Below are 23,229 nucleotides of genomic sequence, written 5' to 3'. Positions count from 1 at the left end.
TGACCAATGACCAATGACCAATAACCAATGACCAATGACCAATGACCAATGACCAATGACAAACTACACTTTGGGTGCTGCTTTTGAACAATCAGGGGTCGGATTGCACAGTGGGATCACTACCACGGTTCGCGTCTTGCCCGCTGCAGCTGGAACGGGACGTTATTTTGTCCGCGTTGACTTGCCAGGAAAACCTGTGATTCCAGCGCGAGTGGAGGCTGTCTCTACTACGATGCTTTCGACTCAGTTGAGGGCGGAAAATGGTGAGACTTCTGCCTCTTCCTTCGATTACGAGGTGACAGTGAGAACAGTCGAACACCTCCTCGCCGCCCTCGCCGGGAGTGGCGTGGACGATGCTTGTATTGAAATTGACGGATCAGAAGTTCCCCTGTTAGACGGTTCGGCATTGGTTTGGATCAAAGCAATTCAGGAGGTGGGGATGGTTGAGAGTCAACCTTCCCTGTCGTCTCCACTGGTGGTTAAGGAACCCATTTGGGTGAATCAAGAGGATGCCTTTGTCGCCGCCTTACCCGCACCGATGACGCGATTTACCTACGGCATTGATTTTGAGAACCCAGCGATTGGCAATCAATGGCATAGCTGGACACCGGAACAGGAGCATTTTGCTAAGGCGATCGCACCTGCGCGAACCTTTGGTTTAGCCAACCAAGTTGACCAATTACGCGATCGCGGTTTAATTAAAGGCGGTAGCTTGGAAAATGCCTTAGTTTGCGGCGATCACGGCTGGTTGAATCCGCCCTTGCGATTTTCAAATGAGCCAGTGCGTCATAAACTTTTAGATTTAGTAGGGGATTTGAGTTTATTGGGGAAATTTCCTGTCGCTCATGTCCTCGCCTACAAAGCCAGTCACACTCTGCATATTCAATTAGCGAGATTACTGGCTCAACAAATCGGCGCTGGGGATGTCAGTGGTCAATCATCAGCCGTCATTGGCAATTGATCACTACTGGCACCTAAACGCTTACTCATCCATGTTCCTTGTGTAGCGGACGCAAAACTAAGTGACCAGCATTCTAATCCGCTTACAGTTTGGATACGTTTACAGAGTCACTCACCTGGTCACTGAACGCTGCTCATTGGTACTCGTTTTTATCCTAATTTACTCATGTCTACCTTGATTGACGTTAACACTCACGATGATTCCACTGATAATGCCAACCCCACTCAGTCTGAATCATCCACCAAAACAGTTTTCACAGTTGAAGACATTCATAAGATCCTGCCCCATCGCTATCCTTTTGCTTTAGTTGACCGCATTATTGAATATGTTCCGGGAAAGCTAGCGGTTGGCATTAAGAATGTCACGTTTAATGAACCCTATTTTCAAGGACATTTTCCAGGACGCCCGATGATGCCGGGGGTGATGATTGTAGAAGCCATGGCTCAAGTTGGTGGCATTGTCTTAAAGCAAATGGCTGATATGGATGACGCCTTATTTGTTTTTGCCGGAATTGATAAAGTTCGCTTTCGTCGTCCTGTTGTACCGGGTGATCAACTGATCATGACAACGGAACTCGTATCGGTGAAGCGCCGTCGTTTTGGAAAGATGCAAGCTCGTGCAGTCGTTGACGATCAGCGAGTTGCTGAAGGGGAATTGATGTTTTCTCTAGTTGAATAACTCTTACTGGCGCTATCCCAAATTCGGGTTAGCGCTCCCGGATTCTTCATCCTGTCACACTTGAATCTCTTGAGGCGTCGGTATAAATGATTATATAGCGCTTCGCGCTGGTCTAGTTACACTTTGTTTGTACGAACATCCCATCTGGACTCAGCTTCAGAGAAGGGAGTTGTAAATACACCAGAGCGACTTGCTATACCTAAAATTTCTGCGATCGCTTAACCTAACATTCAATCCTACAGCTCACCCAAATTTAGTATGTCCCCTGTTCAACCTTCCTTTAACGTAAGTAGGTTGGTGGAAATAAACTCAACTATATTAATTAAGTGATGTAAATAACCCTCAAACCCTCACAAATGACCAATGACGAATGACGAATGACAAACTCACCCTGTTCACCACTCAAATAGGATCGCTATATGGCAACAACACTGATTCATCCTACTGCTGTAATCCACCCTGGCGCCCAACTCCATCCGACAGTTCAAATTGGTGCTTATGCGGTCATTGGCGATAATGTAAAAGTGGGTTCACAGACGAAGATTGGCGCTCATGCGGTTCTAGAAGGACCGACGGAAATTGGTGAGAGAAACCAAATATTTCCTGGGGCAGCGATTGGCTTAGAACCGCAAGACTTAAAATATGATGGGGCACCCAGTTGGGTCAGAATTGGTGATGATAATCGGATTCGGGAATATGTCACGATTAACCGAGCAACGGGTGCGGGAGAAGCGACAGTTATTGGCAATAATAACCTGTTGATGGCTTATGTCCACGTTGCTCACAATTGCCTGTTGGAAAACTCTGTCGTGATTGCTAATGGAGTCGCTTTAGCCGGACATGTTCATATTGAATCAAAAGCCACCATTGGCGGCGTTTTAGGCATTCATCAATTTGTCCACATTGGGCGTCTAGCGATGGTGGGGGGAATGAGTCGAATTGATCGAGATGTACCCCCTTATATGTTAGTTGAAGGCAATCCTGCACGAGTGCGATCGCTCAATTTAGTGGGTCTCAAAAGAGCGGGAATCAACGGCGAGTCCCTAGGAGACTTAAAAAAGGCATTTCAGACACTCTATCGCTCTGATTACACCTTCAATCAAGCCGTAGAACAACTCCATCTAATCTCTGAGCATGAACAGGTACAGCACCTACGCCTATTCTTAGAGCGATCGCAATTACCTGGGCGGCGTGGTTCGATTCCAGGGCGTCGTTTTCATCATAGTCAAGACACGGAGAAGTGTTAACCCAACTGAATGACCTTACTTTTCATGGAATCGGAAAAACCTCTCTCCAAACCTCTCTACTGCAAGGAGAGAGGCTTTGAATTCTCCCCCTTCCATACAACAAAAGCGAAGCATCTTTGTAATCAGTGTAACTAACCTCTCACTTCCCTCCCCCACTCTCTCCCATAAATCCGTGAAATCAGTGTTTTGACGAATGACCAAAAAAACAATTTTTATCAGTACGGGTGAAGTCTCCGGTGATTTACAGGGTGCAATGCTTATTGATGCCCTGAAAAAACAAGCTACCCAACAAGGAATCGAGTTAACGATTGTGGCATTAGGGGGCGAAAAAATGGCGCTTTCTGGTGCCACATTATTAGGAAATACGACGGGTATTGGCTCAGTCGGACTATTAGAATCTTTGCCATTTGTTCTGCCAACCTTAACCATTCAGCGTCGCGCCAAACAATACCTTCAGAATAATCCTCCAGATGTCGTTGTTCTCATTGACTATATGGGACCCAATCTCGGTATTGGCAAGTTTATTCAGCGTCAGCTTCCCAAAGTTCCTGTCGTCTATTACATCGCCCCTCAAGAGTGGGTTTGGTCACTGTCTCCCCGCAATACCGCCACAATTGTGGAAATGACACACAAACTGTTAGCTATATTTCCCGAAGAAGCGCGTTATTTTGCAGAAAAAGGCGCATCCGTTCATTGGGTAGGTCATCCCCTGGTTGATCGTATCCCATCTTATCCCAGTCGGGAGCAAGCTAGAACAGCGCTAGGGATTAAACCCGATCAAACCGCGATCGCGCTTTTACCCGCCTCCAGACATCAAGAAATCAAATACATGATGCCGATTATCTTTTCCGCCGCCCAGCAGCTTCAGGAGAAGTTATCGACTTGTAGAGACGTGCCATGGCACGTCTGGGAAGCAGGGGGAGATAAGTCAACAGTCAATTGTAGGGGCGGGTTTAGCCACTCAGATAAGCTTGTCACTGATAACTTATCAACAAAACCCGCCCTTATTCAAAAGTCAAAACTTTCCCAATCCCCAATCTTTTGGATTCCCTTATCTCATCAAGCCTATCGCCAACCGATTGAAAAGGCAATAGAAGACTATGGACTTCAGGCAACATTAGTAACAGAAAAGACTCAGGAGGTACTCGCCGCCGCTGATTTAGCGATTACCAAATCAGGTACAGTGAATTTGGAATTAGTGCTGCTCAATGTTCCCCAGGTTGTCTTTTATCGGGTGAGTTCATTAACCTACTGGATTGCCCGTAATTTCCTTAAGTTTTCCATTCCCTTCATGTCACCCCCAAATTTAGTCGTGATGCGTTCAATTGTGCCAGAGTTACTTCAAGAAAATGCGACTCCAGAAAATTTAGTTCGAGAAGCAATGGAACTGTTATTTAATCCCCAGAACCGTCAACAAACCCTGGAAAATTATCAACAAATGCGTCAACTATTAGGGGAAGTCGGAGTATGCGATCGCGCGGCGTTAGCGATTCTCCAGCTAGCGTACTCCACTCAATAAATCTATGCCTTGATAAAATTGGTTACAGTTTCACTACTATCTTTTCGGTTGCACCCATCAGTGACTAAACCCGCCCCGATTCACCACCCTTACCGCCATAATCAAAAACTCGCACCAATGGTGCAAGAAACTGATTGGACGAATAATCTCGTGATTGTGGAGAAGTGCAAGGGGGAATGAAGGAGTCTATCAAGGGGATAATCAACCCAGATTTGGTATAAATTAGGTATTCCCCGTTCCCTGTTGTTCAGGAATTGAGGTAAGCTGTCATGCATTTAAATTGGGTATTAGTAGCGAGCAAGATGCTCGCACTACAAGGATTACGCCACTATTGATATTAAGGTTTAAATGCCGAACAGCTTATACGCTTGATTTTAAGCATTCTTGGACGAAGGGAGCAAGCAGAGAGGCAAACAAATTATTGATACTCCAGAAAGTCATAAATAATTTCATCGGGTTCATCCTCAAAACCGTCCCAATATTTACCTATGAGGGTTGGTTTTCAAGACCACCATCTGCCAACATCCTGGATTGCCTGGGCGGTTTCCTTTAAAGCTTCGGAGCCACCTAGCTCTACAAGAATAGGACTTAAAGACACTAGATTCTCTAAAAAATTATGACGAGGAAGATGAGCCAAAATGTGAAGAATTTCTTGCCAAAGAGAGACATTTACCGAAAACAGTTTTAAATAGGGTGTGAGTTCGCTTAAGGCACGAGCGCGAGATAACTCATCCTGAATCAACCTTAGCGAATCCAAAGCTTGCGGTATGATTTGTGGCATACGGGACGCAAGGGTTCTAAGGGCGAAGACACGGTGATTCTCATCCTGAATTGCTCGTGCTATTTCCAGAGCAGATTCGAGCCGATGTTCAGGTAAATTAGGAACAAGATAACTGAGTGCTAAAGCACGACCATTCTCATCCGGAATGGCTTGTGTTACCTCAAGGGCTTCTGAGAAAATATCGGGTAAACGGCAAGCCAGATGACTCAGAACCTTAACACAGTCACACTGATTCTGCATCAACCGTGCTGTTTCCAATGTTCGTATCAGCATATTAGAGGGCAAATAAGGAATTAGCTGACACAGAGCATCGGTACACAACCGAGATTCAGCGTTAATTGCTGCATCAAGAGCTTGTGGCAAGGATTCGGGGAGGTAGGGAGCGAGGCAACTCAAAGCGATCGCACGAGCATCCTTTTCATGCAGCCCTTGAGCTACCTCAATAGCTTGTTTGAGAAGAATCGGGGGCAAATGGGGGGCAAGAATTTCCAAGGCGATTGCACGGTGATACTCCACTGGAATGGCTTGTGCCACTTCAAAGGCTTCTGGGCAAATCTCCGGAAAATGAGGAACCAGTTCACCTAGGGACATAGCACGGGAATATTCATTCTGAATTAACCGTGATGCAGTAAGGGCTTCTTCCCGGATTTCCGGAAAATAAGACGATAGGTGAATTAGGGCTTTGGCACGAGACCATTGATCCTGAATTAATCGTGCTATCTTTAAGGCTTCTGGGAAGAGTTCTGGCAAGTAGGAAGCAAGATGTGTCAAAGCATAAGCCCTACTCAATTCATCCTGGGTTGCCTGTGTTAACTTAAGGGCTTGTTTGAGCAAATTAGGGGGCAAATGGGGTATAAGTTTACATAGTGTATCGTCACGACTAAACCGCGTCTGGAAGACTTTCTCTAAAACTGCTGGCAAAATGTCCGGTGAATGGAGGGCAAGGTTGCTTAAAGCTCTAAGATAATACGACTCATACTGCATCTCATCCCAATAAGACTGCCATTCATCTGGAAGCGCTCTTACCATATTCAGAATTTCTGAGAATGAGAAAATGTCTGGTAAACGGGGGGCAATATTACTCAGGGCTAGAGCTTGATAATTCTGATTCTGAATTTTGCGTGCCACATTGAAGGCGGGTTCAAGCAAATCAGAAGGCAAATCAGGAGCAATGTTACTTAAGGCTAAAGCACGGTTATTCTCATCTGGGATTGCCTCTATCGCTTCCAAAACTTCTGGGAAGATTTGCGGAAAATTAATAGCCAGATAGCTCAATTTATGGGCGCGAAAAGATCCACCCAGAGAACGTGCTGCAGCTAACGCTTCTGGCAAGATTTCTGACCAATTAGGGGCAAGGTCAATTAGAGGATTGGTGCTTAAAAAATGGTCGCGATACCACTCGTTGGGAATTGCTTGTACTGCTTCTAAGGCTTCTTGCCGAATTTGTGGCAAATGGGAAGCTAGGTAAGCTAGAGCGTAGGCACGATAATTTGGATCTTGTATCTTCCTTGCCTCCGCCAAAGCGAGTGTGAGCAAATCAGACGGTAAATGAGGGATGAGGAGACTTAACGGGTAGAGAGGTAAAGCCTCATTGTGCATCTTCCGTACTGCCTCCAATGCTTCTGGGAGGAGTTGCGAAAAATGAGTGGCAAGGTAAACCATCGCTAGAGTACGGTCATTCTCCACTTGAATCTCTCGTGCTATCTTTAGGGCTTGTGGAAGTAACGCCTCCGGTAAATGAGGAGCTAGTTTTTTGATGGCTTCTGCCCTATTACCAGAGTACGGTATCTGCTGAGCATAAGCTAAACCTTGAGCAGGAGTCCATATCTGCTTGTTTACCAATGCCGCTATTAGTTCAGGTGGAGTTTTTTCTCCTAAGCTTTTGAGAGAAGTTATGATCAGCGCATAGCGATATTGCCAACCAAGGGATTGGGAAGGGCAAGACTCAAATGCCTCTTCTGCTAACTGCCAAGCCCTTGCCACATCTTTCACATAGCTCCCCAACTGCCCTAGGTGATCGCAAGCTTGATACCAACCGTTATATCCCTGTGCAGTCTCCTCTTGCAGCAGTTTATGCAGTTCATCAATCCAGCCCGCTTTCTCCAAATGCCATGTCAGATGAGCATGAATATAACCATCATCAGGCAGTGTGTACCATAAATTATTTTCAGTTTTTGCCCGATAGTGTTCCAACAGGGTAGCGTGAGCTTGTGGGAGGGTTAAACCCAAACCTGGTATAGTATCTGTCTCCACTGCTGAAGAGCGAGTGAGCAAGTGACGCGCCATATCGTGCCATAAGTCATGCAGGCGATAAGTTGAAGTTTCATCCGCAAGAGGACTGCCGGAGAATAGTAAAGCCCTAGCTTGGAAATCGCGTAACGTTTTTTTTGCCTTCCCCTGATTTAACTGCCAAAGCGTGACTATCATTGCCGAAGTAATCGTGGCATCTTCTGGTAAGACACCCAACCAGGCAAACTTTTGTAAATAGTCTGGCGACAATCGTTTCAGGCTTAAGTTAAAAGATGCCAATAAGCTATAACGCTTCTTTATCGCTTCACTTTCTATTCCTTCTGCACCTGGGAAATCTAAGGCTTCCAAGCTAGCGATTTCCTGGCGCAAGTCAGCTAGTAATTCAGCCCAAGACACTTGATAATTAGCAATTTGAGCAGCCGCTAACTCCAGCGCTAAGGGCAAGTAACCCACTGTCTTAGCTAAATCTTTTGCCTGCTGACGCTCCGTTTTCGATAGTTTCCCCACGCTATTTTCTAGCAGTGTTAATGACTGCTCTTGTGTCATTACATCTAGCTCGTAGCGGATTGCGTCAATAATTAGATTTTCACGAGTTGTCACTAGCAGCCGACATTTTGTACCCCAAAACCGAAAGGGTTCAAAATGGTCTAAACTCCAAACATCATCAACTACCAACAGCACAGCTTTATCGTACAACAGTCTTTGCAAATGCATTGAAGCTGTATCTATTGTGGTAGGTTTAAAGTCATAATCCCCTAACTCCTGTATCCAGCGACTCAGATGTGAAAGCAAGTCTGGCTGTTGACCTAAAGTTACCCATAAAACGCCATCGGGAAAATAATCCTGTATCTCTGGGTCATAAGTCAAAGCCGCCGCAAGGGTAGATTTACCAATACCCCCCAAACCGTAAATCGCATACACTACTAAGGTTCCTATCCGGGCAGTTTTCTCAGAAAGTAGGTATTGCTTTAGCTTTTGACTCGTTTCTGGGCGCTCTACAAAATAAGGAGGTAAGGGGGGAATACCTCTCATCGGGGGCTTACATCTAACCGTTTGGGGTGCAGTTGCAATAGCCCCTGCTTGTTGCTTAGACTTAGGTGGTCGTAAACGTTCCCACTCTTGGTCAAACCACTTGAGATTTTCGGCTTTATCTTTTGACCACAGAGTTAGGGTGAAACGCCATTCTTCTTTACCCTTCTTCTGCACCCGATTATCTTCCAGAATTTTCAGAAAATCTTTCATCCGATGAAGAGCTTCCCGAATGTGAGGCTTGGTTAAGCCACCTTGATGCTTGTCCTTGCGAGTCAATTCCGCTAAAACCCTGAGCTTTGTCTCTACAAGCAGCTTGGGTTTAGCTGAATCTTGCTCACGCCAATTAGATTTGATGTCCAAATCATCGCCATCTTCTAATTCGTGATTAACAAACGAAAGCAAAGCCTCAAACAGGCGCAGCGCTCTAGCTTGAACTTCAGATCCATAGGTAGCTCTCGGCATCGTTATCAATGAGAGATTTTCGCAAAAAGTTTAGGGTTGGGGTAGCACTATCCTAAATGAAGATCCTACCCTAACCTTACTCTAGCCTTGAATTTTATTTGCTTTCATCAATTCCTCAACAGCACTTGCTTTTGATTACAACCCCAAAGCGAACCTAGTTTCAACACCAATTGAAATAAAGTTCAAACAATGACCAACTCGACAACTAACATCACGCCGTCCAATTCTATTGCAGTGGTTACGCCAGCCCAACCTGTACTCCATAGTCCGGCAAGCTGGATGAAAGATGGGAACAGCCCAGCAGAGATTATTCTAGCCATTGCAATTTTAGTTGGATCGCTTACAGGATTAGTTAAAGTTGTATTGCCTGTGTTTCTGACACACAATAAAATCAGGTGATACAATTTTCGTTGAACTGACCTTCCGTACCCTAGGGTATCGATCAAGACACCGGAGTTCCATTGGTGGAGAGATTTATTACCCAGGTAGTGACAGAAGGGTGAACCGGGATGAAACAGGAACCGTAGGGGCTTGGTTTCCAAGCCCACTGAAATAAGACACCATTGTAGAGACGCGCCATGGCGCGTCTCTACCAAATAATCTGTCCTAACCGCTATAGCGGTTGCTATAGCAAACGCCCTAACATCCACCTATCGAGACGAACACAGCAGATCCATCAGGGATTGGGGTATCTCTTCAAAATGTTCTAACAAAAAATCCATAATTGCTAGATGGCGCAAATCCCTAGGTTTAGGCGGATAATATCCTTGACCTCGGTTGAACCAATTCTGCACTGTCCCCAGGGAACGGGAACAGATATGAGAAAGTTGTTCGTATGTGACATCCCATTTAGCATAAAACTGCTTTGGCGTCATCCCTAATTCACAATAACAATAAAGGTCAATAATGTATTGTTCACGCTGAGTAATCGGGCGCAGATTGTGGCGTCGTCGAGGATTATAACGTCCCGTCGGGCAATGCAGAGATAGGGGCGGTATCCCACGGCGAGAATGGGTGGGATAACGATAAGAATTGCCATTCTCTTCATTCAATTCAACCGTATCAGGTATTTTTTCCACATCCGCTTCAGCCGCCGTATCTGTCGTTACCCAAGCTGCACTAGGAGAATCAGAAGCGAGTTGGATGATGTAATAAACCATCCATTGATGGTGATGGTATTCATAGAAGCGCCCTACAATCACACCCCAGTCTGTCTGATTCGTTTTCCACTGAACGCGATCGCCTTCTGTATAGCGAGGGGTAGGCGTGGAGAGAGGGCGATTGTAAAAATTCTCCCCTTGCTTCCTTGGCTTCCCCTGTTTCTCTATCTCCTCACTATGACGCAGGGTATTTAACGCGCCAGCAATCAGTTTACCGTTGAGGCTTTCGGTCAACTGCTGGATAAATAGCTGGGCGATCGCATGGACTTCAGTATCCGTGAGGTGCATTTGCGACGCATCAAAATCAATATCGCGGTAGTGCTTGAGTAGAGACAGGAGTTGGGTAATCCCAAATTCTGTTAACGCTTGCTGGGCAGAGGTTTCAGCGGTATGGCTGGTGTCGAAGTGAGGCGGTAAAGGTTTCATGAGCTTCTTTTCCTTGTGTTATATTAGTGTACTGTTTACTTGTAATAATGTTATAACATAATAAGCAAAATTAAAACCCCTTTCTCTCAAAAAAAGAGCCAGGGGAAAAATACTTGAATCAAAAAACGTAGGGTGGGTTAGGCGGTATCTAAATCGAAGTGATAACCATTTAATGAAGTATCCGCCGTAACCCACCGATATTAACGGGAGAAAATATTATTCAATCAATATTTCAGACAATAATCCTAAACTTGGTTGGGTTTCCTGCGTCAACCCAACCGACAACTCCTAAAATTAAGCAATAGATTACACGGTTAACCCTGAATTTCGACAGGACTTCGGACGTTCGGCGATGCTCAGTCGAGCCGCGTGAGCGCTCAGTCGAACGCTCAATTGCCGCGAAGCGATGCCCTGAGTGTGCCGAAGGGTCGAAGGGTTAAATCGGGCGCACGTCAGTGCGCCCCTACCATTTGTTTGATACAACAGGCGTCAAACTCACGCCATTCTTCGTTTGGAGAGAGGTTGTCCAGCTCTCGTGATAAAGTAAATACAAAAAACCTGACAACCTTCTGTTCTCTGTCGTAAGCTGTCATGCATTTAAATTGGGTATTAGTAGCGAGCAAGATGCAAAGCCTTCGGCATGGCTTCGCTAAACGCACTACAAGGCTTTCGCCGTTATTGATATTAAGGTTTAAATGCCGAACAGTTTATTGAATCAGCCAAATTAATCTGCGGAGTAGTCGAGACGATGATCAAGTTTTCCGATCACATACCAGCTGCCCTCATCGGTACGGCGATTGTGTTGGTACAGCCTCAGTTTGCCGTCGCTTTGACGAATCTTGTTGTCGCCCAACAGCCGACAGTTCAAAACCTGATTAACTCGGCAAGAATCAAAGCAGAGAAAGGAGACTATCAGGGGGCTATTGCTGATTTAACTCAAGCACTACAACTGAATCCCAACAATTTAGAGGCTTACTATCTGCGGGCAAATGCTTACTATCAGCTAGAAAATTACCAAGGGGCGATCGCGGATTTCACTCAAGTGCTTCAACTTAATCCTGACTTTGCCTACGCCTACATCGGTCGAGGTAATGCCCGCTCTGACTTAGGAGACTACCAAGGAGCGATCGCCGATTACACTCAAGCGATTAAACTTAATCCTGAGGATGCTATTGCCTACGGCAACCGGGGTATTGCTCGCTCTAACCTAGAAGACTACCAAGGAGCGATCGCCGATTACACTCAAGCGATTAAACTTAATCCTGACTATGCTGGTGCCTACGGCAACCGGGGTAATGCCCGCTCTAACCTAGGAGACTACCAAGGGGCGATAGAGGATTACAATCAAGTGCTTCAACTTAATCCTAACGATGCTTTGGCATACTACAACCGAGGTTTTGCCCGCTCTGACTTAGGAGACTACCAAGGAGCGATAGAGGATTACAATCAAGCGATTCAACTTAATCCTGATTATGTTGGTGCCTACACCGGTCGGGGTATTGCCTATCTTAACTTAGGAGATAAACCAAAAGCCCTTGAAGATTTTCGCCAAGCTGCCACTCTTTTTCAGCAACAAGGTGACACAGAGAAATATCAATATACACAGCAAATAATTAGACGGCTTGAGCAGTAATGACCTTAAATTATTTTCCGGCTCCTTTCCGGTATAAATACCCCGATCTGTCTTATCCTCAGCCAACATTGTTGCTCCCTTAAACTGGAAATACCAAATAGTAACGTAGGGTGGGTTAGGCGGTATCTAAATCGAAGTGATAACCATTTAATGAAGTATCCGCCGTAACCCACCAATATTAACGGGAGAATACATTATTCGTTTAATCTGCGGAGTAGTCGAGACAATGATCAAGTTTCCCAATCACATACCAGCCGCCCTCATCGGTACAGCGATTGTGTGGGTACAGCCTCAGTTTGCCGTCGCTTTGACGAATCTTGTTGTCGCCCAACAACCGACAGTTCAAAACCTGATTAACTCGGCAAGAATCAAAGCAGAGAAAGGAGATTATCAGGGGGCTATTGCTGATTTAACTCAAGCACTACAACTAAGTCCCAACAATGCAGAGTCTTACCATCGACGGGCGAATGCTTACTATCAGCTAGAAAATTACCAAGGGGCGATCGCGGATTTCACTCAAGCCATTCAAATTAATCCTGAAGATGCTTTTGCTTACGGAAACCGGGGTAATGCCCGCTTTAAGCTAGAAGACTACCAAGGGGCGATAGAGGATTACAATCAAGTGCTTCAACTTAATCCTAACGATGATTTGGCATACTACAACCGGGGTCTTGCCCGCTTTAAGCTAGAAGACTATCAAGGAGCGATCGCGGATTTCACTCAAGCCATTCAACTTAATCCTGACGATGCTTTGGCATACTACAACCGGGGTTTTGCCTACCGTAACTTAGGAGATAAACCAAAAGCCCTTGAGGATTTTCGCCAAGCTGCCACTCTTGTTCAGCAACAAGGTGACACAGAGGGTTATGAATATATACAGCAAATAATTGAACAATTCTCCTCTGATTTTATGTAGGGTGGGCAAGAGTAACCCACCAATAAGCATTTGAAGGTTTATAACCCTTGCCCACCCTACGGTAACTTTCCCGATATCAAACCTGCGGCGATTCGTCACCAACCCAGCTTAGAACAAATGCTAGCTGATCCGAATGCGTTACCCTCTACCCATCAACTTGTGGAATTTACAGGTAAACTTTTAGGGCGGCGAGGATTGCAGAATTGGTTAGGCGTGGATTTAATTATTGAAACCGATAGTGGTTTAGTTAAATTGCATTACTTTTCAATTTTAGGTTCTCTGGGTAACTTACTCCCTCTGGGAACTTGCCCCAGTGATTTAGTGGGTGAATCGGTGACGGTAATGGGTTGGTTTCGGCGGGGGGTGACGCCGTGGATTGATGTGGAGACATTGAGTTCATCAGATGTATGCGAAGCCTTCCCGAAGGGTAGTCCGCCTACGCGGACTGGGTTATCACAGAGGTTGCTAACTCTGATTTGGTATAATATATTTTGTCAAATTAATGTCGCTAAACCAACCCTTTTGTAGGGACTCACAATTTCCCCTTGTCTTCTTTCCTTCCTTGTCCTCCTTGTCTAGTCCCCCCTAAAATAAAAAAACTAAACCTGTCAGGGCTGGAGCCGCATTTCTCACAGGTTTTGCTATCTGAGTCACTGTAAAGTTTATTGTATATTTTCAGGCTTCCCTTATGCGCTTATACTTAACTATTTCAGATCTTAAAGGAACTATATTGACTGGCATAGCGCTGATAGTTTTACTGTTTGGAACACGGCAGTTTGAAAGACTAGAACCTTGGGAACTAAATGTTTTTGATATAATGATGCAGTTGCGACCGAGTTTACCACCAGACCCCCGTTTGTTGGTAGTCGAAGTGACTGAGAATGATATTCAATCACTAGAGCAGTGGCCCATGACCGATGCTCTGATGCATCAACTCCTCTCTCAGCTAAAGCAGCATCAACCCACGGTGGTTGGTTTGGATATGTATCGAGATATTCCCATCCCTCCGGGTAACTCCCAATTAACCCAACTATTTAAAAACAGCGATAATATTATTCCCATTTGTAGGTTAGGTAACGAAACCAGGCGAGGGACTCCCCCACCCGAAGGGGTGTCTCAGGATCAAGTTGGCTTTTCGGATTTACCAATCGATGAAGAGGGTGTCGTGCGTCGGGCGTTATTGTTTCACAATTCCGACATTCCTGAAGGTTGTACCACCCGTTTTTCTTTTAACTTTCAACTTGCCCGGTACTACCTCGAACAAAAAGGAATTGAGCCACAAACTATTCAGCAAAACGGAAAGGAGTATCTAAAATGGGGTGATATCGTCTTTAAACCCCTATCTCCCACATCGGGGGGTTACCAACAAGCGGATACTGGTGGCTATCAAATTTTGTTGAATTACCGCACTGGCCAAAAGTTAGCCGATAGTGTGACCCTGACAGACGTTCTCGAAGATCGTGTTGATCCGAGCTTAGTTAAAGACCGCATTGTCCTGATTGGGATTTCTGCTCCGGCAGCAAATGATCTGTTCTCCACGCCCTACAGTTCCCAAGGGGAAGTTCTTCAAAAAATGCCAGGAGTAGTTGTCCATGGGCATATCGTCAGTCAACTGTTGAGTACGGTACTAGATGGGCGACCCCTGCTTGGGTTTTGGTCAGAATGGGAGGAGATTTTATGGATTTTAGGATGGGCGCTAGTTGGGGGGAGTTTGACCTGGAAAATACGTCATCCCCTGGTTTTGGGTTTGAGTACAATCGGTGCGCTAATTGTAGTGTTTGGCATTGGCTTTTTCATCTTTACTCAATACGGATGGATTCCCGTTGTAGCTCCTGCCTTTGCTCTCATGTCCATACCAATTGTTAATATTTCTCTGCGACTACTTGAGTTCATCTTGAATATTCTCATTCATGCATGGCTAACTGAATTTTTTTGAATAGGAGTTAAGCGATCGCAGCGTTTCCTTTCCTCACTATAATAGTGTTTACCTTTGAGATGTGAAACTCACGATAGTGGCAATAGGCAATAGGCAACACCTCGGACTTCGGACGTTCGGCGAAGCTCAGTCGAGCCGCGTGAGGCTTCGACGGTGAGGGCTTACCTCGACTTCACTCAACCCAACCGACAAACTGTGTAGGGGCGGGTTTCACTACTATCTTTTCGGTTGCACTTATAAGTAATTAAACCCGCCCCGATTAACATACGCCTGAAGCTATTTGAAAAACTCGCACCATTGGTGCGAGAAATTGGTTGGACGTAGAATCTCATGATTGTGGAAAAATGCAAGAGTGAATCAGAAAATAGGAATTAAATAGAGCGTAATATCTTCGGTAATCAGTTGTTGATTAACATTGCAAATCATGGTGCGTTACGGCGACATTCCTATTAACAGGATCATAAATATGAGTTGTTCCGCCTAACGCACCCTACGATTATACGGTTCTTACAAAGGACATAAGACCAATGACCAATGACCAATCACCACTGTAAATCAGCGATGTCTGGTTCTTCTCCACCGAAGTCCATATCATCGGACGCCACGGGTAGTGTTTCTAAAGTAAACGTAACCGCATTAAGCTGTTTTTTCAGATGAACGATCGCGTCTTCCAATTGTTTTATCGTCGCTTTATCTAATTGGGAACTGATTTTTTGATTGAGCGCCTCAATCTGACGATTAATGTCTTCGATCGCCTCCTCTCCACCGCTGAGATCCACTTCAAAGAGTGCAGCTTGATTCTCGGCGATGGTTTGAGTTAGATTGTCAAGCTGTTCGTCGATCGCGGCGATCGCTCCTTCCACCCCACTGAAGTCTAAGTCAGCCAGCATGGGTAGGTTCTCTAGACACAACTCCATCGCATCTAACTGGAAATCGATATCCTTGAGGGCGTCATCTTTTTCCTTCTTGGACATTGATTCCGAGTCTTCAGTAAATTGCACCAGGGTGGTATAAATCTGCTCACCTAGCTGATTGATCGCCTCTTGCAATTGCTCAATGGCTTGAACTTCCGGTCGTGCATTAAACTGTTGATTGAAGGCGTCGAGTTGGGTGTGAACCTCGGTAATCGCTTGTTCTAACCCACTCAGATCTAGGTCTGGCGTTGTCGGTAAACCTCCCAAACGAGATGTGATTATGTTGACGTGATCCGTTAACTGAATCAGCGTCATTTTTAATCCCTCAACCGCTTGAGTCGCAGGCTGATTGTGAAACTGTTCGTTCAGGGATTTTAGCTTATCCGTAAGCGGTGCGATCGCCTCATTTTCGGGAAGTTGCTGAATTTGTTCCAGTGCGGGGATTGTGGGGATGGGAGGCGGAGGTGCAACAACCTCCTCTTCGACTAAATCGGTAAGGGTGGGTTGAATCGGTGCGGGTTCGGTGTCGGGTGTCCCCGGAAATTGCTCGAAACGCGCCGTTAGTTGATCCAGGCGATCATGAACATCAACGATCGCTGATCCGATTTCCATCAAATCGACTCCCGGCGTCGCTGAGGTTTGATCAAGCTGATTCGTCAGTATCTCCAGTTGTTCAGCCAGTTGACTAATCATGATTTGCGACTGTTCCATCTCCTGGAGTTCCGGACGATTCTGGAACTGTTGCTGGAGTTGGCTTAATTGTTCCGCGAGTTCCGAAAGTGCAGCTTCGATTCCGCTTTGATCGGGTGCTGTGGGAGTGGATAATGTATTTACCCGTTCGGTTAAGGTTTCAATCTGATCGGTAATCTCGGCAATGGTTTGTTCCGTCGCACTCCGATCGACGTCTGGCGTTGTCGGTAACTGAGTTAGGCGGGTACTCAGGGTGTCCAGTTGTTGAGTCAGATCCGCGATCGCACGTTGGGATTGCTGGATTTCCTCTAGTTCTGGACGTTCCTGGAATTGTTGCTGAAGTTGACTGACTTGTTCAGTTAAATCAAACAGCGCCGCTTCGACGCTACTCAAATCGGTTTCGGTGGGAGTGGAGAGGGTATTCACCCGTTCGGTTAAGGTTTCAACTTGACCCGTAATTTCGCCAATGGTTTGTTCAATCCCACTCAGATCGACTTCGGGAACAATAGGTAACTGATTCAGGCGAATATTCAGGGTTTCCAGTCGCTGCGTTAGATCCGCGATCGCGGTTTGGGATTGCTGGATTTCCTCTAGTTCTGGACGTTCCTGGAACTGGTGCTGGAGTTGGCTAAATTGTTCCGCTAGTTGAGATAGGGAGTCTTCTACCCCACTCAAATCGGTTTCGGTGGGAGTGGAGAGGGTATTCACTCGTTGAGTTAGGGTGTCAATTTGACCCGCAATTTCGGCAATGGTTTGTTCAATCCCACTCAGATCTACCTCTGGTGTCGTCGATACCTGAGTTAGGCGGGTACTCAGGGTGTCCAGTTGTTCAGTTAGATCCGCGATCGCATTCTGAGATTGCTGGATTTCCTCTAGTTCTGGACGAGTCTGGAACTGTTGTTGGAATTGGCTAAATTGGTCAGTGAGTTCTGACAGCGCGGTTTCAACGCCACTGACATCGGTTTCGGTAGGGGTGGATAGGGTATTTACCTGTGTGGTTAGGCTGTCAATTTGACGGGTAATCTCAACCAGGGTTTGTTCAGTGAGACTATCCTCACCCTCTGGTGTGGTTGACAACTGATCCAGGCGCGTGGTAAGGGTTTCCAGTTGCTGACTCAGTTGGGCGATCGCGGTTTGAGATTGCTGGATTTCCTCTAGTTCTGGACGAGTCTGGAATTGTTGCTGGAATTGGCTAAATTGGTCAGTGAGTTCTGACAGTGCGGTTTCGATTCCACTCACATCGGTGTCTGGGGGAGTGGATAGGGTATTTACCCGTTCGGTTAAGGTTTCAATCTGATCGGTGATCTCAGTAATGGTTTGTTCGGTGACATTACCATCACCCTCTGGTGCTGTGGATAACTGATCCAGGCGGTTGCTAAGAGTTTCCAGTTCCTCCGTCAGTTGGGCGATCGCGGTTTGTGTTTGCTCAAGTTCTGGAAGTTCTGGTCGAGTCTGGAACTGTCGATTCAGGGTGTTAATCTGACTTTGAATTTGAGCCAGGGTGTCTTCTGCGTCAAATAGATCGGTGTCTGAAGGAGTAGAGAGGGTGTTGACTTGCTGGGTTAAGTTGTCGATTTGTGCGGTAATGTCAGTAATGGCTTGTTCTAACTGACTGACATCGGTTGGGGAAACTGGGGAAAGCTGGTCAACTCGTTGGCTGAGGGTTTCAATTTGACCCCGAATCTCGCCAATCACCTGTTCCACGCCTTCCTCTGATGTCGTTGGGAGTTGGTCAAGGCGGCTATTGAGGATGGCAAATTGTTCCGTAAGCTGGCTAATTTCGGTTTGCGATCGCTCAATGGTTTCTAGTTCGGGTCTGGTGGTAAATTGTTGATGGAGTTGACCCAGTTGTTGATTAAAATCAATGATCGCGGCTTCGATTTCACTGAAGTCGGTGGCTTCGGGGGTGGCGGTTAAGGGGAGATGATCAACTCGTGCGCTTAATGTCTCCAGTTGTTCGCTGATATCCGCGATCGCACCTTCTATCCCGCGCAAATCGGTGTCAGAAACGGGGGAGAGGGTGTTTACCTGAGTGGTTAAGCTGTCTAGTTGATGGGTAATTTCGGCGATCGCGGTTGACTCTTCGCCGGGTACGGTGGGAAGCTGATCCAGGCGCTGGCTAAGGGTTTCGAGTTGTTCGCTTAGGTCTGCGATCGCACGTTGGGATTGCTCAATAATTTGCAGTTCAGGGCGATTCTGGAATTGCTGCTGAATCGTGTTAATTTGACCATGGATTTGGACGATCGCTTCTTCAATTTCGGTGAAATCGGTTTCGCCGGAGAGGGGAAGGGTATTGACTCGTGCGGTTAAGGTTTCGATTTGACTGGTAATCTGAGCAATAACGGGTTCTAAACCGTTTAAGTTAGCCGCTGGTGCGGTGGGAAGTTGATCCAGGCGAGTGCTGAGGGTTTCGAGTTGTTCACTCAGATCAGTAATGATTTGTAATTCTGGGCGAGTCTGGAACTGTTCTTGGAGTTGGCTAAATTCCTCGGTAAGTTCTGAGAGTGCGGCGTCTACTCCGGTGAGATCAGTGTCGCTGGCGCTGGGTAGGGTGTTAACCTGAGTGGTTAAGGTGTCAACTTGACTGGTAATTTCGGCGATCGCACTTTCGACGCTAATTAAGTCGGTTAGGGGTGCGGTGGGTAACTCATCTAAGCGATGAGTCAAGGTTGCAAGGTGATCTCTAAGTTGGGCGATGGTTTGCAGTTCTGGACGAGTCTGGAACTGTTCTTGGAGTTGGCTAAATTCCTCGGTGAGTTCTGAAAGTGCGGCGTCTACTCCGGTGAGATCAGTGTCGCTGGTGCTGGGTAGGGTGTTAACTTGCGTGGTTAAGGTGTCAACTTGGCTAGTAATTTCGGCGATCGCGCCTTCGAGCATACTTAAGTCTACCTCGGATGATGCAGGTAAGTGATCCAGGCGAACCGTAATAGTACCGAGTTGTTCATGGAGTTGGGCGATCGCCGCCTGAGTTTGCTCAATATCCTCAAGTTCGGGACGACTATGGAATTGTTGATAGAGTTGGCTAAATTGCTCCGTTAGTTCAAAAACGGCTTGTTCAATGCTACTTAAGTCTACCTCTGGCTCAGTCGGTAGCTGCTCGAACTGAGTGCTAAGGCTATTAAACTGTTCGGTCAATTGTGCAACAGTGGTTTGCAACTGTTCAATGGTTTGTAGTTCCGGGCGAGTATTAAAGGTTTGACTCAGTTGGGTGAATTGTTCTGTTAATTCACTTAGGGAGGCTTTTAAGTCCTCAATTGCCGTTTTTTCGGGTCGAGCATTAAATTGTTGGTCTAAGCTATTGAGTTGATTATTCAGCGTGGGGATAGCTTGGACTTGTTGATGTAGGGATTGAATCAGTTGATAGGTTTCCCCGATCGCACTTCTGGTGCTATCCTGTGTCTGCTGTATTATGTTACGTCGGTTCAACAGATTCAGCGCCAGCGCCACCGTTAACGGCGTTGCGGCGTAAGCCACCTGCTGAGATGTCGCCGCTACGACAGTTCCGACAGCAGAGCCAGCCAAGGAAATATATTCAAAGATTTCTAGCAATGATTTTTGTGTCATAGGTTTCTCTATAGGGGGGTGAGCGACGTCCTGAACAAGTAGAGGATATTCCAGTTGCGGCTTGCGATTAACCACTAGGCTTGGGTTTTAGCGCTAAGTAGGTGGACACAATTACAGTCTGGCGGTGGGGACCGTCCTTTGTCCTTCGTCATTCGTTTATGTAAGGGTTTGAGGCTTATTTGCAAAACTTAATACCGTGCCGTTTTCTTTTATCTGACTACTTATAAATTGAACGGTAAGCTGTGATCACCGTTGTAGATTTCCCTAAGTTAATAATTCTTTTTTGACAGGTTTTTTGAGGGTTAAGCTAAAGTCAGAAAACAGGAATAGACCTATCGTGCCATTGACAGTGATACGCTATTACTTACCCAAACCTGTTATACCTGTCCGGATTTTTGAGGTAGATCTGTCTTACACCTGTTGAGAAGATGCGGTTCCCTTTGCCGTCTTATTTCTTGGCTAAAAGAATAAATCATTTCACCGTAACTCAATCAGCCAGCCTGGAATCAAGACACGGCAACGTCTTTCTTCGCTAGAATCCGGATCTAGTGATCATGCTAGTAGAGCGGAGAATTCTCTACTCGCCGATAATCTAGTCAACCGATATTCTAAACAACCACAATGGCGATTGCCTACAAGTTTATGGTAACTTTAAGTACCCGGACATAAATTATGTCTGTTGTATAAATAAATGTTAACGAAAGTCAATTTATTACTCTTTCCGGTTCCCGATTTCCGGTTCTCTCATCTCAACCGTTAACTAATAATTTATTCTTTATTAAAAGTTAATTCAAGAGGAAGACAAGTCGTAATTTGATAGGGGAATAGGAAAAATCCTCAATCATACCTATGTTCAGGTGAACATGGCACATTAAAGGGATAATCGCCTCGAAAGAAATAAGGATTAGGGGTTGACGCGATCGCGCATTTTAGGTACTATTTCATCATGGGAAAATGTGCCGACCTATAGACCCCCATTCACCAGAACCTGTGGGGTGGGCTAGATGGTAATCAATTGACCCAACTAATCCTTTATATTCGCTATCCACAGTAATCCACCAAAATCCCCTGTCTTCATCCCCTTTGTTCACAGATGAACCTCTTCAGATATGCAGGTGAACATGGCACATCAAAGGGATAATCGCCCCAAAAGAAATAAGAATTAGGGGTTGACGCGATCGCGAATGTTAGGTACTATTTCATCATGGGAAAATGTGCCGACCTGTAGACCCCCATTCACCGAAACCTGTGGGGTGGGTTAGGTGGTAATCAATTGACCAAACCAATCCTTTATATTCGCTATCCACAGTAACTCACCAAAATCCTGGCTTCATCTCCTTTGTTCACAGATGAATCCTTCAGATATGCAGGTGAACATGGCACATCAAAGGGATAATTGTCCTGAAAGAAAAAAGATTAGGGGTTGACGCGATCGCCAAGTTTAGGTACTATTTCATCATGGGAAAATGTGCCGACCTATAGACCCCTATTCACCGGAACCTGTGGGGTGGGTTAGGTAGGAATCAATTGACCTAACTAATCCTTTATATTCGCTATCCACCGTAATCCACCAACATCCCCTGTCTCCATCTCCTTTGTTCACAGATGAACCTCTTCAGATATGCAGGTGAACATGGCAAATAAAGGGATAATCGCCTCGAAAGAAATAAAGATTAGGACTTGACGCGATCGCGCATTTTAGGTACTATTTCATCATGGGAAAATGTGCCGACCTGTAGACCCCTATTAACCGTAACCCCTAACTCGCCCCTACAGAGTTAACAAACACAGAACACATCACACATAATGTCATCGAAAATAACCAGACATGCATGATGGAAGGGTGTAGAGAGGTGAATAACCAAGAACATTTATTGCTTATTGGCAATTTCGATAAAATCTTCAATTTTCCTAATCGTGGGATCACCCGCTAAATACCCAATCCCCCGATGTAGATGAAGGCGAAATTGATTGGTAAGAGTATCCTTATCACACCCTAAACCATCATTATGACAGCGTTGTTTCAGCGCCATTAACAAAATATCAGCCAAATCGCCACCAAACACCCGCCATGTCATTTCCACATTCGAGTCAGCCGGAATCGGGACAGGTGAAGGTTGAGTCGGTTCCGCCAGGGAACGACAAAACGCCCAACGGCAAAGAATATTCCACTGATCAATTTTAGTGTAGCGTTTGAGTTTGGTTAGTTGGTCTTTAGCTGATTTGGAGAGTTTAAAGCGTTCAATTTCCATTTTTCAGGGAATAGGGAATAGGTAACAGGGGAACAGACAATTCATCATATCAAAATGACCACCGCAATTCCATTCCCCTCAAATGATATGACTACAGGCGATCGCTCTGTTGCCAACAACCACGATTCACAACATACCCCGTTACTCTTTCTCCTTCGCTACTGACATATAGCGCTACGCGCTAGGCAATAGGCAATAGGCAACACCTCGGCTTCGCTCGGTGTGTCATAGGCAATAGTGAAGAAAAAAGCTTACTCATCAAGGGATTGAGCAATTTGGATTTTTCTTCATTTGTCCTAACCCTAATGCGTAGTGCTATATCTGTAGCTTGACTCAATATCGTTTTAGCTCAACTTGTCAAGTTTTGATAACTTAAACTATTCCTTCCTCCCCAAAAAGTTTAAATTTTCCAATTAGAGTCTTGTTTCAACAAAACGTTATAATTGCTCGTTTTTGACCCCTTTTCCCGAATAATCTACGAATTTTCAAGGGTTACGGCGATTGTGAGAAAAATGTGGAGTTTTCAGGTATAGTATTTATGGTGGGTTTTTTGTAAGTTTCAATCATCTAGACAACGTTAAAACCCTTGAATTCTCGTAAAACTTTGTATAATTTCTAGTTTTTGCCTCACGGCTAATGTTCCCTTGAACGCATGTATTTTTTTAAACTTACGATAAAAATCATGACCAAGACTTGACAAAAACACAGATTGCACAGATGGAATAGCACAGATAGAACAGCAAATAGTGAAGCACACAGATTGACACAGACGAGAAAATAGTCCTCCCACAAGCTAATCATTTTTTAT

The 23,229-nt window shown here is 45.5% G+C and carries 14 protein-coding genes; 9 read left to right on the top strand and 5 right to left on the bottom strand.

Going from position 1 to position 23,229, the window contains the following annotated elements; genetic code table 11:
* Positions 1-55: 55 nt before the first annotated feature.
* The 4 genes from lpxC to lpxB all read left to right on the top strand — a co-directional run bounded on the left by lpxC (position 56) and on the right by lpxB (position 4,405).
* Positions 56-961: a UDP-3-O-acyl-N-acetylglucosamine deacetylase gene (lpxC, locus tag RID53_RS21955; RefSeq protein ID WP_446390114.1), complete on the top strand. Its 906-nt coding sequence runs from the start codon at positions 56-58 to the stop codon at positions 959-961.
* 165 nt (positions 962-1,126) lie between these two features.
* A complete protein-coding gene (fabZ, locus tag RID53_RS21950) occupies positions 1,127-1,639 on the top strand; it encodes a 3-hydroxyacyl-ACP dehydratase FabZ (protein WP_446390113.1) in 513 nt (170 codons plus the stop codon).
* 419 nt (positions 1,640-2,058) lie between these two features.
* Positions 2,059-2,886: an acyl-ACP--UDP-N-acetylglucosamine O-acyltransferase gene (gene lpxA, locus RID53_RS21945; RefSeq protein WP_446390112.1), complete on the top strand. Its 828-nt coding sequence runs from the start codon at positions 2,059-2,061 to the stop codon at positions 2,884-2,886.
* A gap of 193 nt (positions 2,887-3,079) precedes the next feature.
* Positions 3,080-4,405 (top strand): lipid-A-disaccharide synthase, encoded by a 1,326-nt coding sequence (lpxB, locus tag RID53_RS21940; RefSeq protein WP_446390111.1) that lies wholly within the window; start codon positions 3,080-3,082, stop codon positions 4,403-4,405.
* A 502-nt stretch (positions 4,406-4,907) separates the two neighbouring features.
* On the opposite strand, the gene RID53_RS21935 is transcribed toward lpxB, so the two are convergent.
* Positions 4,908-8,930, bottom strand: a complete 4,023-nt coding sequence (locus RID53_RS21935; protein WP_446390110.1) for an NB-ARC domain-containing protein — start codon at positions 8,928-8,930, stop codon at positions 4,908-4,910.
* A 189-nt stretch (positions 8,931-9,119) separates the two neighbouring features.
* Here RID53_RS21935 and RID53_RS21930 point away from each other — a divergent pair, with 189 nt between their 5' ends.
* A complete protein-coding gene (locus RID53_RS21930; RefSeq protein ID WP_446390109.1) occupies positions 9,120-9,329 on the top strand; it encodes a hypothetical protein in 210 nt (69 codons plus the stop codon).
* Between the two features lie 43 nt (positions 9,330-9,372).
* Here the strand turns inward: RID53_RS21930 and RID53_RS21925 are convergent, their stop codons facing one another.
* Positions 9,373-9,510 carry a hypothetical protein gene (locus RID53_RS21925; protein ID WP_446390108.1) on the bottom strand — a complete coding sequence of 46 codons (138 nt, stop codon included), beginning with the start codon at positions 9,508-9,510 and terminating at the stop codon, positions 9,373-9,375.
* Between the two features lie 70 nt (positions 9,511-9,580).
* The gene (locus tag RID53_RS21920) at positions 9,581-10,516 is read right to left on the bottom strand and encodes a hypothetical protein (RefSeq protein ID WP_446390107.1); all 936 of its coding nucleotides are present in this window, start codon (positions 10,514-10,516) and stop codon (positions 9,581-9,583) included.
* A gap of 748 nt (positions 10,517-11,264) precedes the next feature.
* Here RID53_RS21920 and RID53_RS21915 point away from each other — a divergent pair.
* From RID53_RS21915 to RID53_RS21900, 4 genes are all read left to right on the top strand, one after another.
* Complete coding sequence (locus RID53_RS21915) at positions 11,265-12,149, top strand: tetratricopeptide repeat protein (RefSeq protein WP_446390106.1); 885 nt, start codon at positions 11,265-11,267, stop codon at positions 12,147-12,149.
* Positions 12,150-12,375: 226 nt separating this feature from the next.
* A complete protein-coding gene (locus RID53_RS21910) occupies positions 12,376-13,065 on the top strand; it encodes a tetratricopeptide repeat protein (protein ID WP_446390105.1) in 690 nt (229 codons plus the stop codon).
* 30 nt (positions 13,066-13,095) lie between these two features.
* Positions 13,096-13,593: a hypothetical protein gene (locus RID53_RS21905; protein WP_446390104.1), complete on the top strand. Its 498-nt coding sequence runs from the start codon at positions 13,096-13,098 to the stop codon at positions 13,591-13,593.
* Between the two features lie 160 nt (positions 13,594-13,753).
* The gene (locus RID53_RS21900) at positions 13,754-15,001 is read left to right on the top strand and encodes a CHASE2 domain-containing protein (protein WP_446390103.1); all 1,248 of its coding nucleotides are present in this window, start codon (positions 13,754-13,756) and stop codon (positions 14,999-15,001) included.
* A gap of 542 nt (positions 15,002-15,543) precedes the next feature.
* Here RID53_RS21900 and RID53_RS21895 read toward each other — a convergent pair.
* Both RID53_RS21895 and dndE read right to left on the bottom strand, forming a co-directional pair.
* Positions 15,544-20,169, bottom strand: a complete 4,626-nt coding sequence (locus RID53_RS21895) for a hypothetical protein (RefSeq protein ID WP_446390102.1) — start codon at positions 20,167-20,169, stop codon at positions 15,544-15,546.
* Positions 20,170-22,040: 1,871 nt separating this feature from the next.
* Positions 22,041-22,421 (bottom strand): DNA sulfur modification protein DndE, encoded by a 381-nt coding sequence (gene dndE, locus RID53_RS21890; protein WP_446390101.1) that lies wholly within the window; start codon positions 22,419-22,421, stop codon positions 22,041-22,043.
* Positions 22,422-23,229: the final 808 nt, after the last annotated feature.

Source organism: Coleofasciculus sp. B1-GNL1-01, assembly GCF_040220235.1.
Classification (GTDB): domain Bacteria; phylum Cyanobacteriota; class Cyanobacteriia; order Cyanobacteriales; family Coleofasciculaceae; genus Coleofasciculus.
Note: the sequence above shows the minus strand (reverse complement) of the source record. Positions and strands in the feature narration are given on the sequence as shown.

Bases quoted from the DNA above. Each gene is read 5' to 3' on its own strand.
- lpxC (WP_446390114.1), top strand. From the start codon at position 56: ATGACAAACTACACTTTGGGTGCTGCTTTTGAACAATCAGGGGTCGGA.
- fabZ (WP_446390113.1), top strand. From the start codon at position 1,127: ATGTCTACCTTGATTGACGTTAACACTCACGATGATTCCACTGATAAT.
- lpxA (WP_446390112.1), top strand. From the start codon at position 2,059: ATGGCAACAACACTGATTCATCCTACTGCTGTAATCCACCCTGGCGCC.
- lpxB (WP_446390111.1), top strand. From the start codon at position 3,080: ATGACCAAAAAAACAATTTTTATCAGTACGGGTGAAGTCTCCGGTGAT.
- RID53_RS21935 (WP_446390110.1), bottom strand. From the start codon at position 8,930: ATGCCGAGAGCTACCTATGGATCTGAAGTTCAAGCTAGAGCGCTGCGC.
- RID53_RS21930 (WP_446390109.1), top strand. From the start codon at position 9,120: ATGACCAACTCGACAACTAACATCACGCCGTCCAATTCTATTGCAGTG.
- RID53_RS21925 (WP_446390108.1), bottom strand. From the start codon at position 9,510: ATGGCGCGTCTCTACAATGGTGTCTTATTTCAGTGGGCTTGGAAACCA.
- RID53_RS21920 (WP_446390107.1), bottom strand. From the start codon at position 10,516: ATGAAACCTTTACCGCCTCACTTCGACACCAGCCATACCGCTGAAACC.
- RID53_RS21915 (WP_446390106.1), top strand. From the start codon at position 11,265: ATGATCAAGTTTTCCGATCACATACCAGCTGCCCTCATCGGTACGGCG.
- RID53_RS21910 (WP_446390105.1), top strand. From the start codon at position 12,376: ATGATCAAGTTTCCCAATCACATACCAGCCGCCCTCATCGGTACAGCG.
- RID53_RS21900 (WP_446390103.1), top strand. From the start codon at position 13,754: ATGCGCTTATACTTAACTATTTCAGATCTTAAAGGAACTATATTGACT.
- RID53_RS21895 (WP_446390102.1), bottom strand. From the start codon at position 20,169: ATGACACAAAAATCATTGCTAGAAATCTTTGAATATATTTCCTTGGCT.
- dndE (WP_446390101.1), bottom strand. From the start codon at position 22,421: ATGGAAATTGAACGCTTTAAACTCTCCAAATCAGCTAAAGACCAACTA.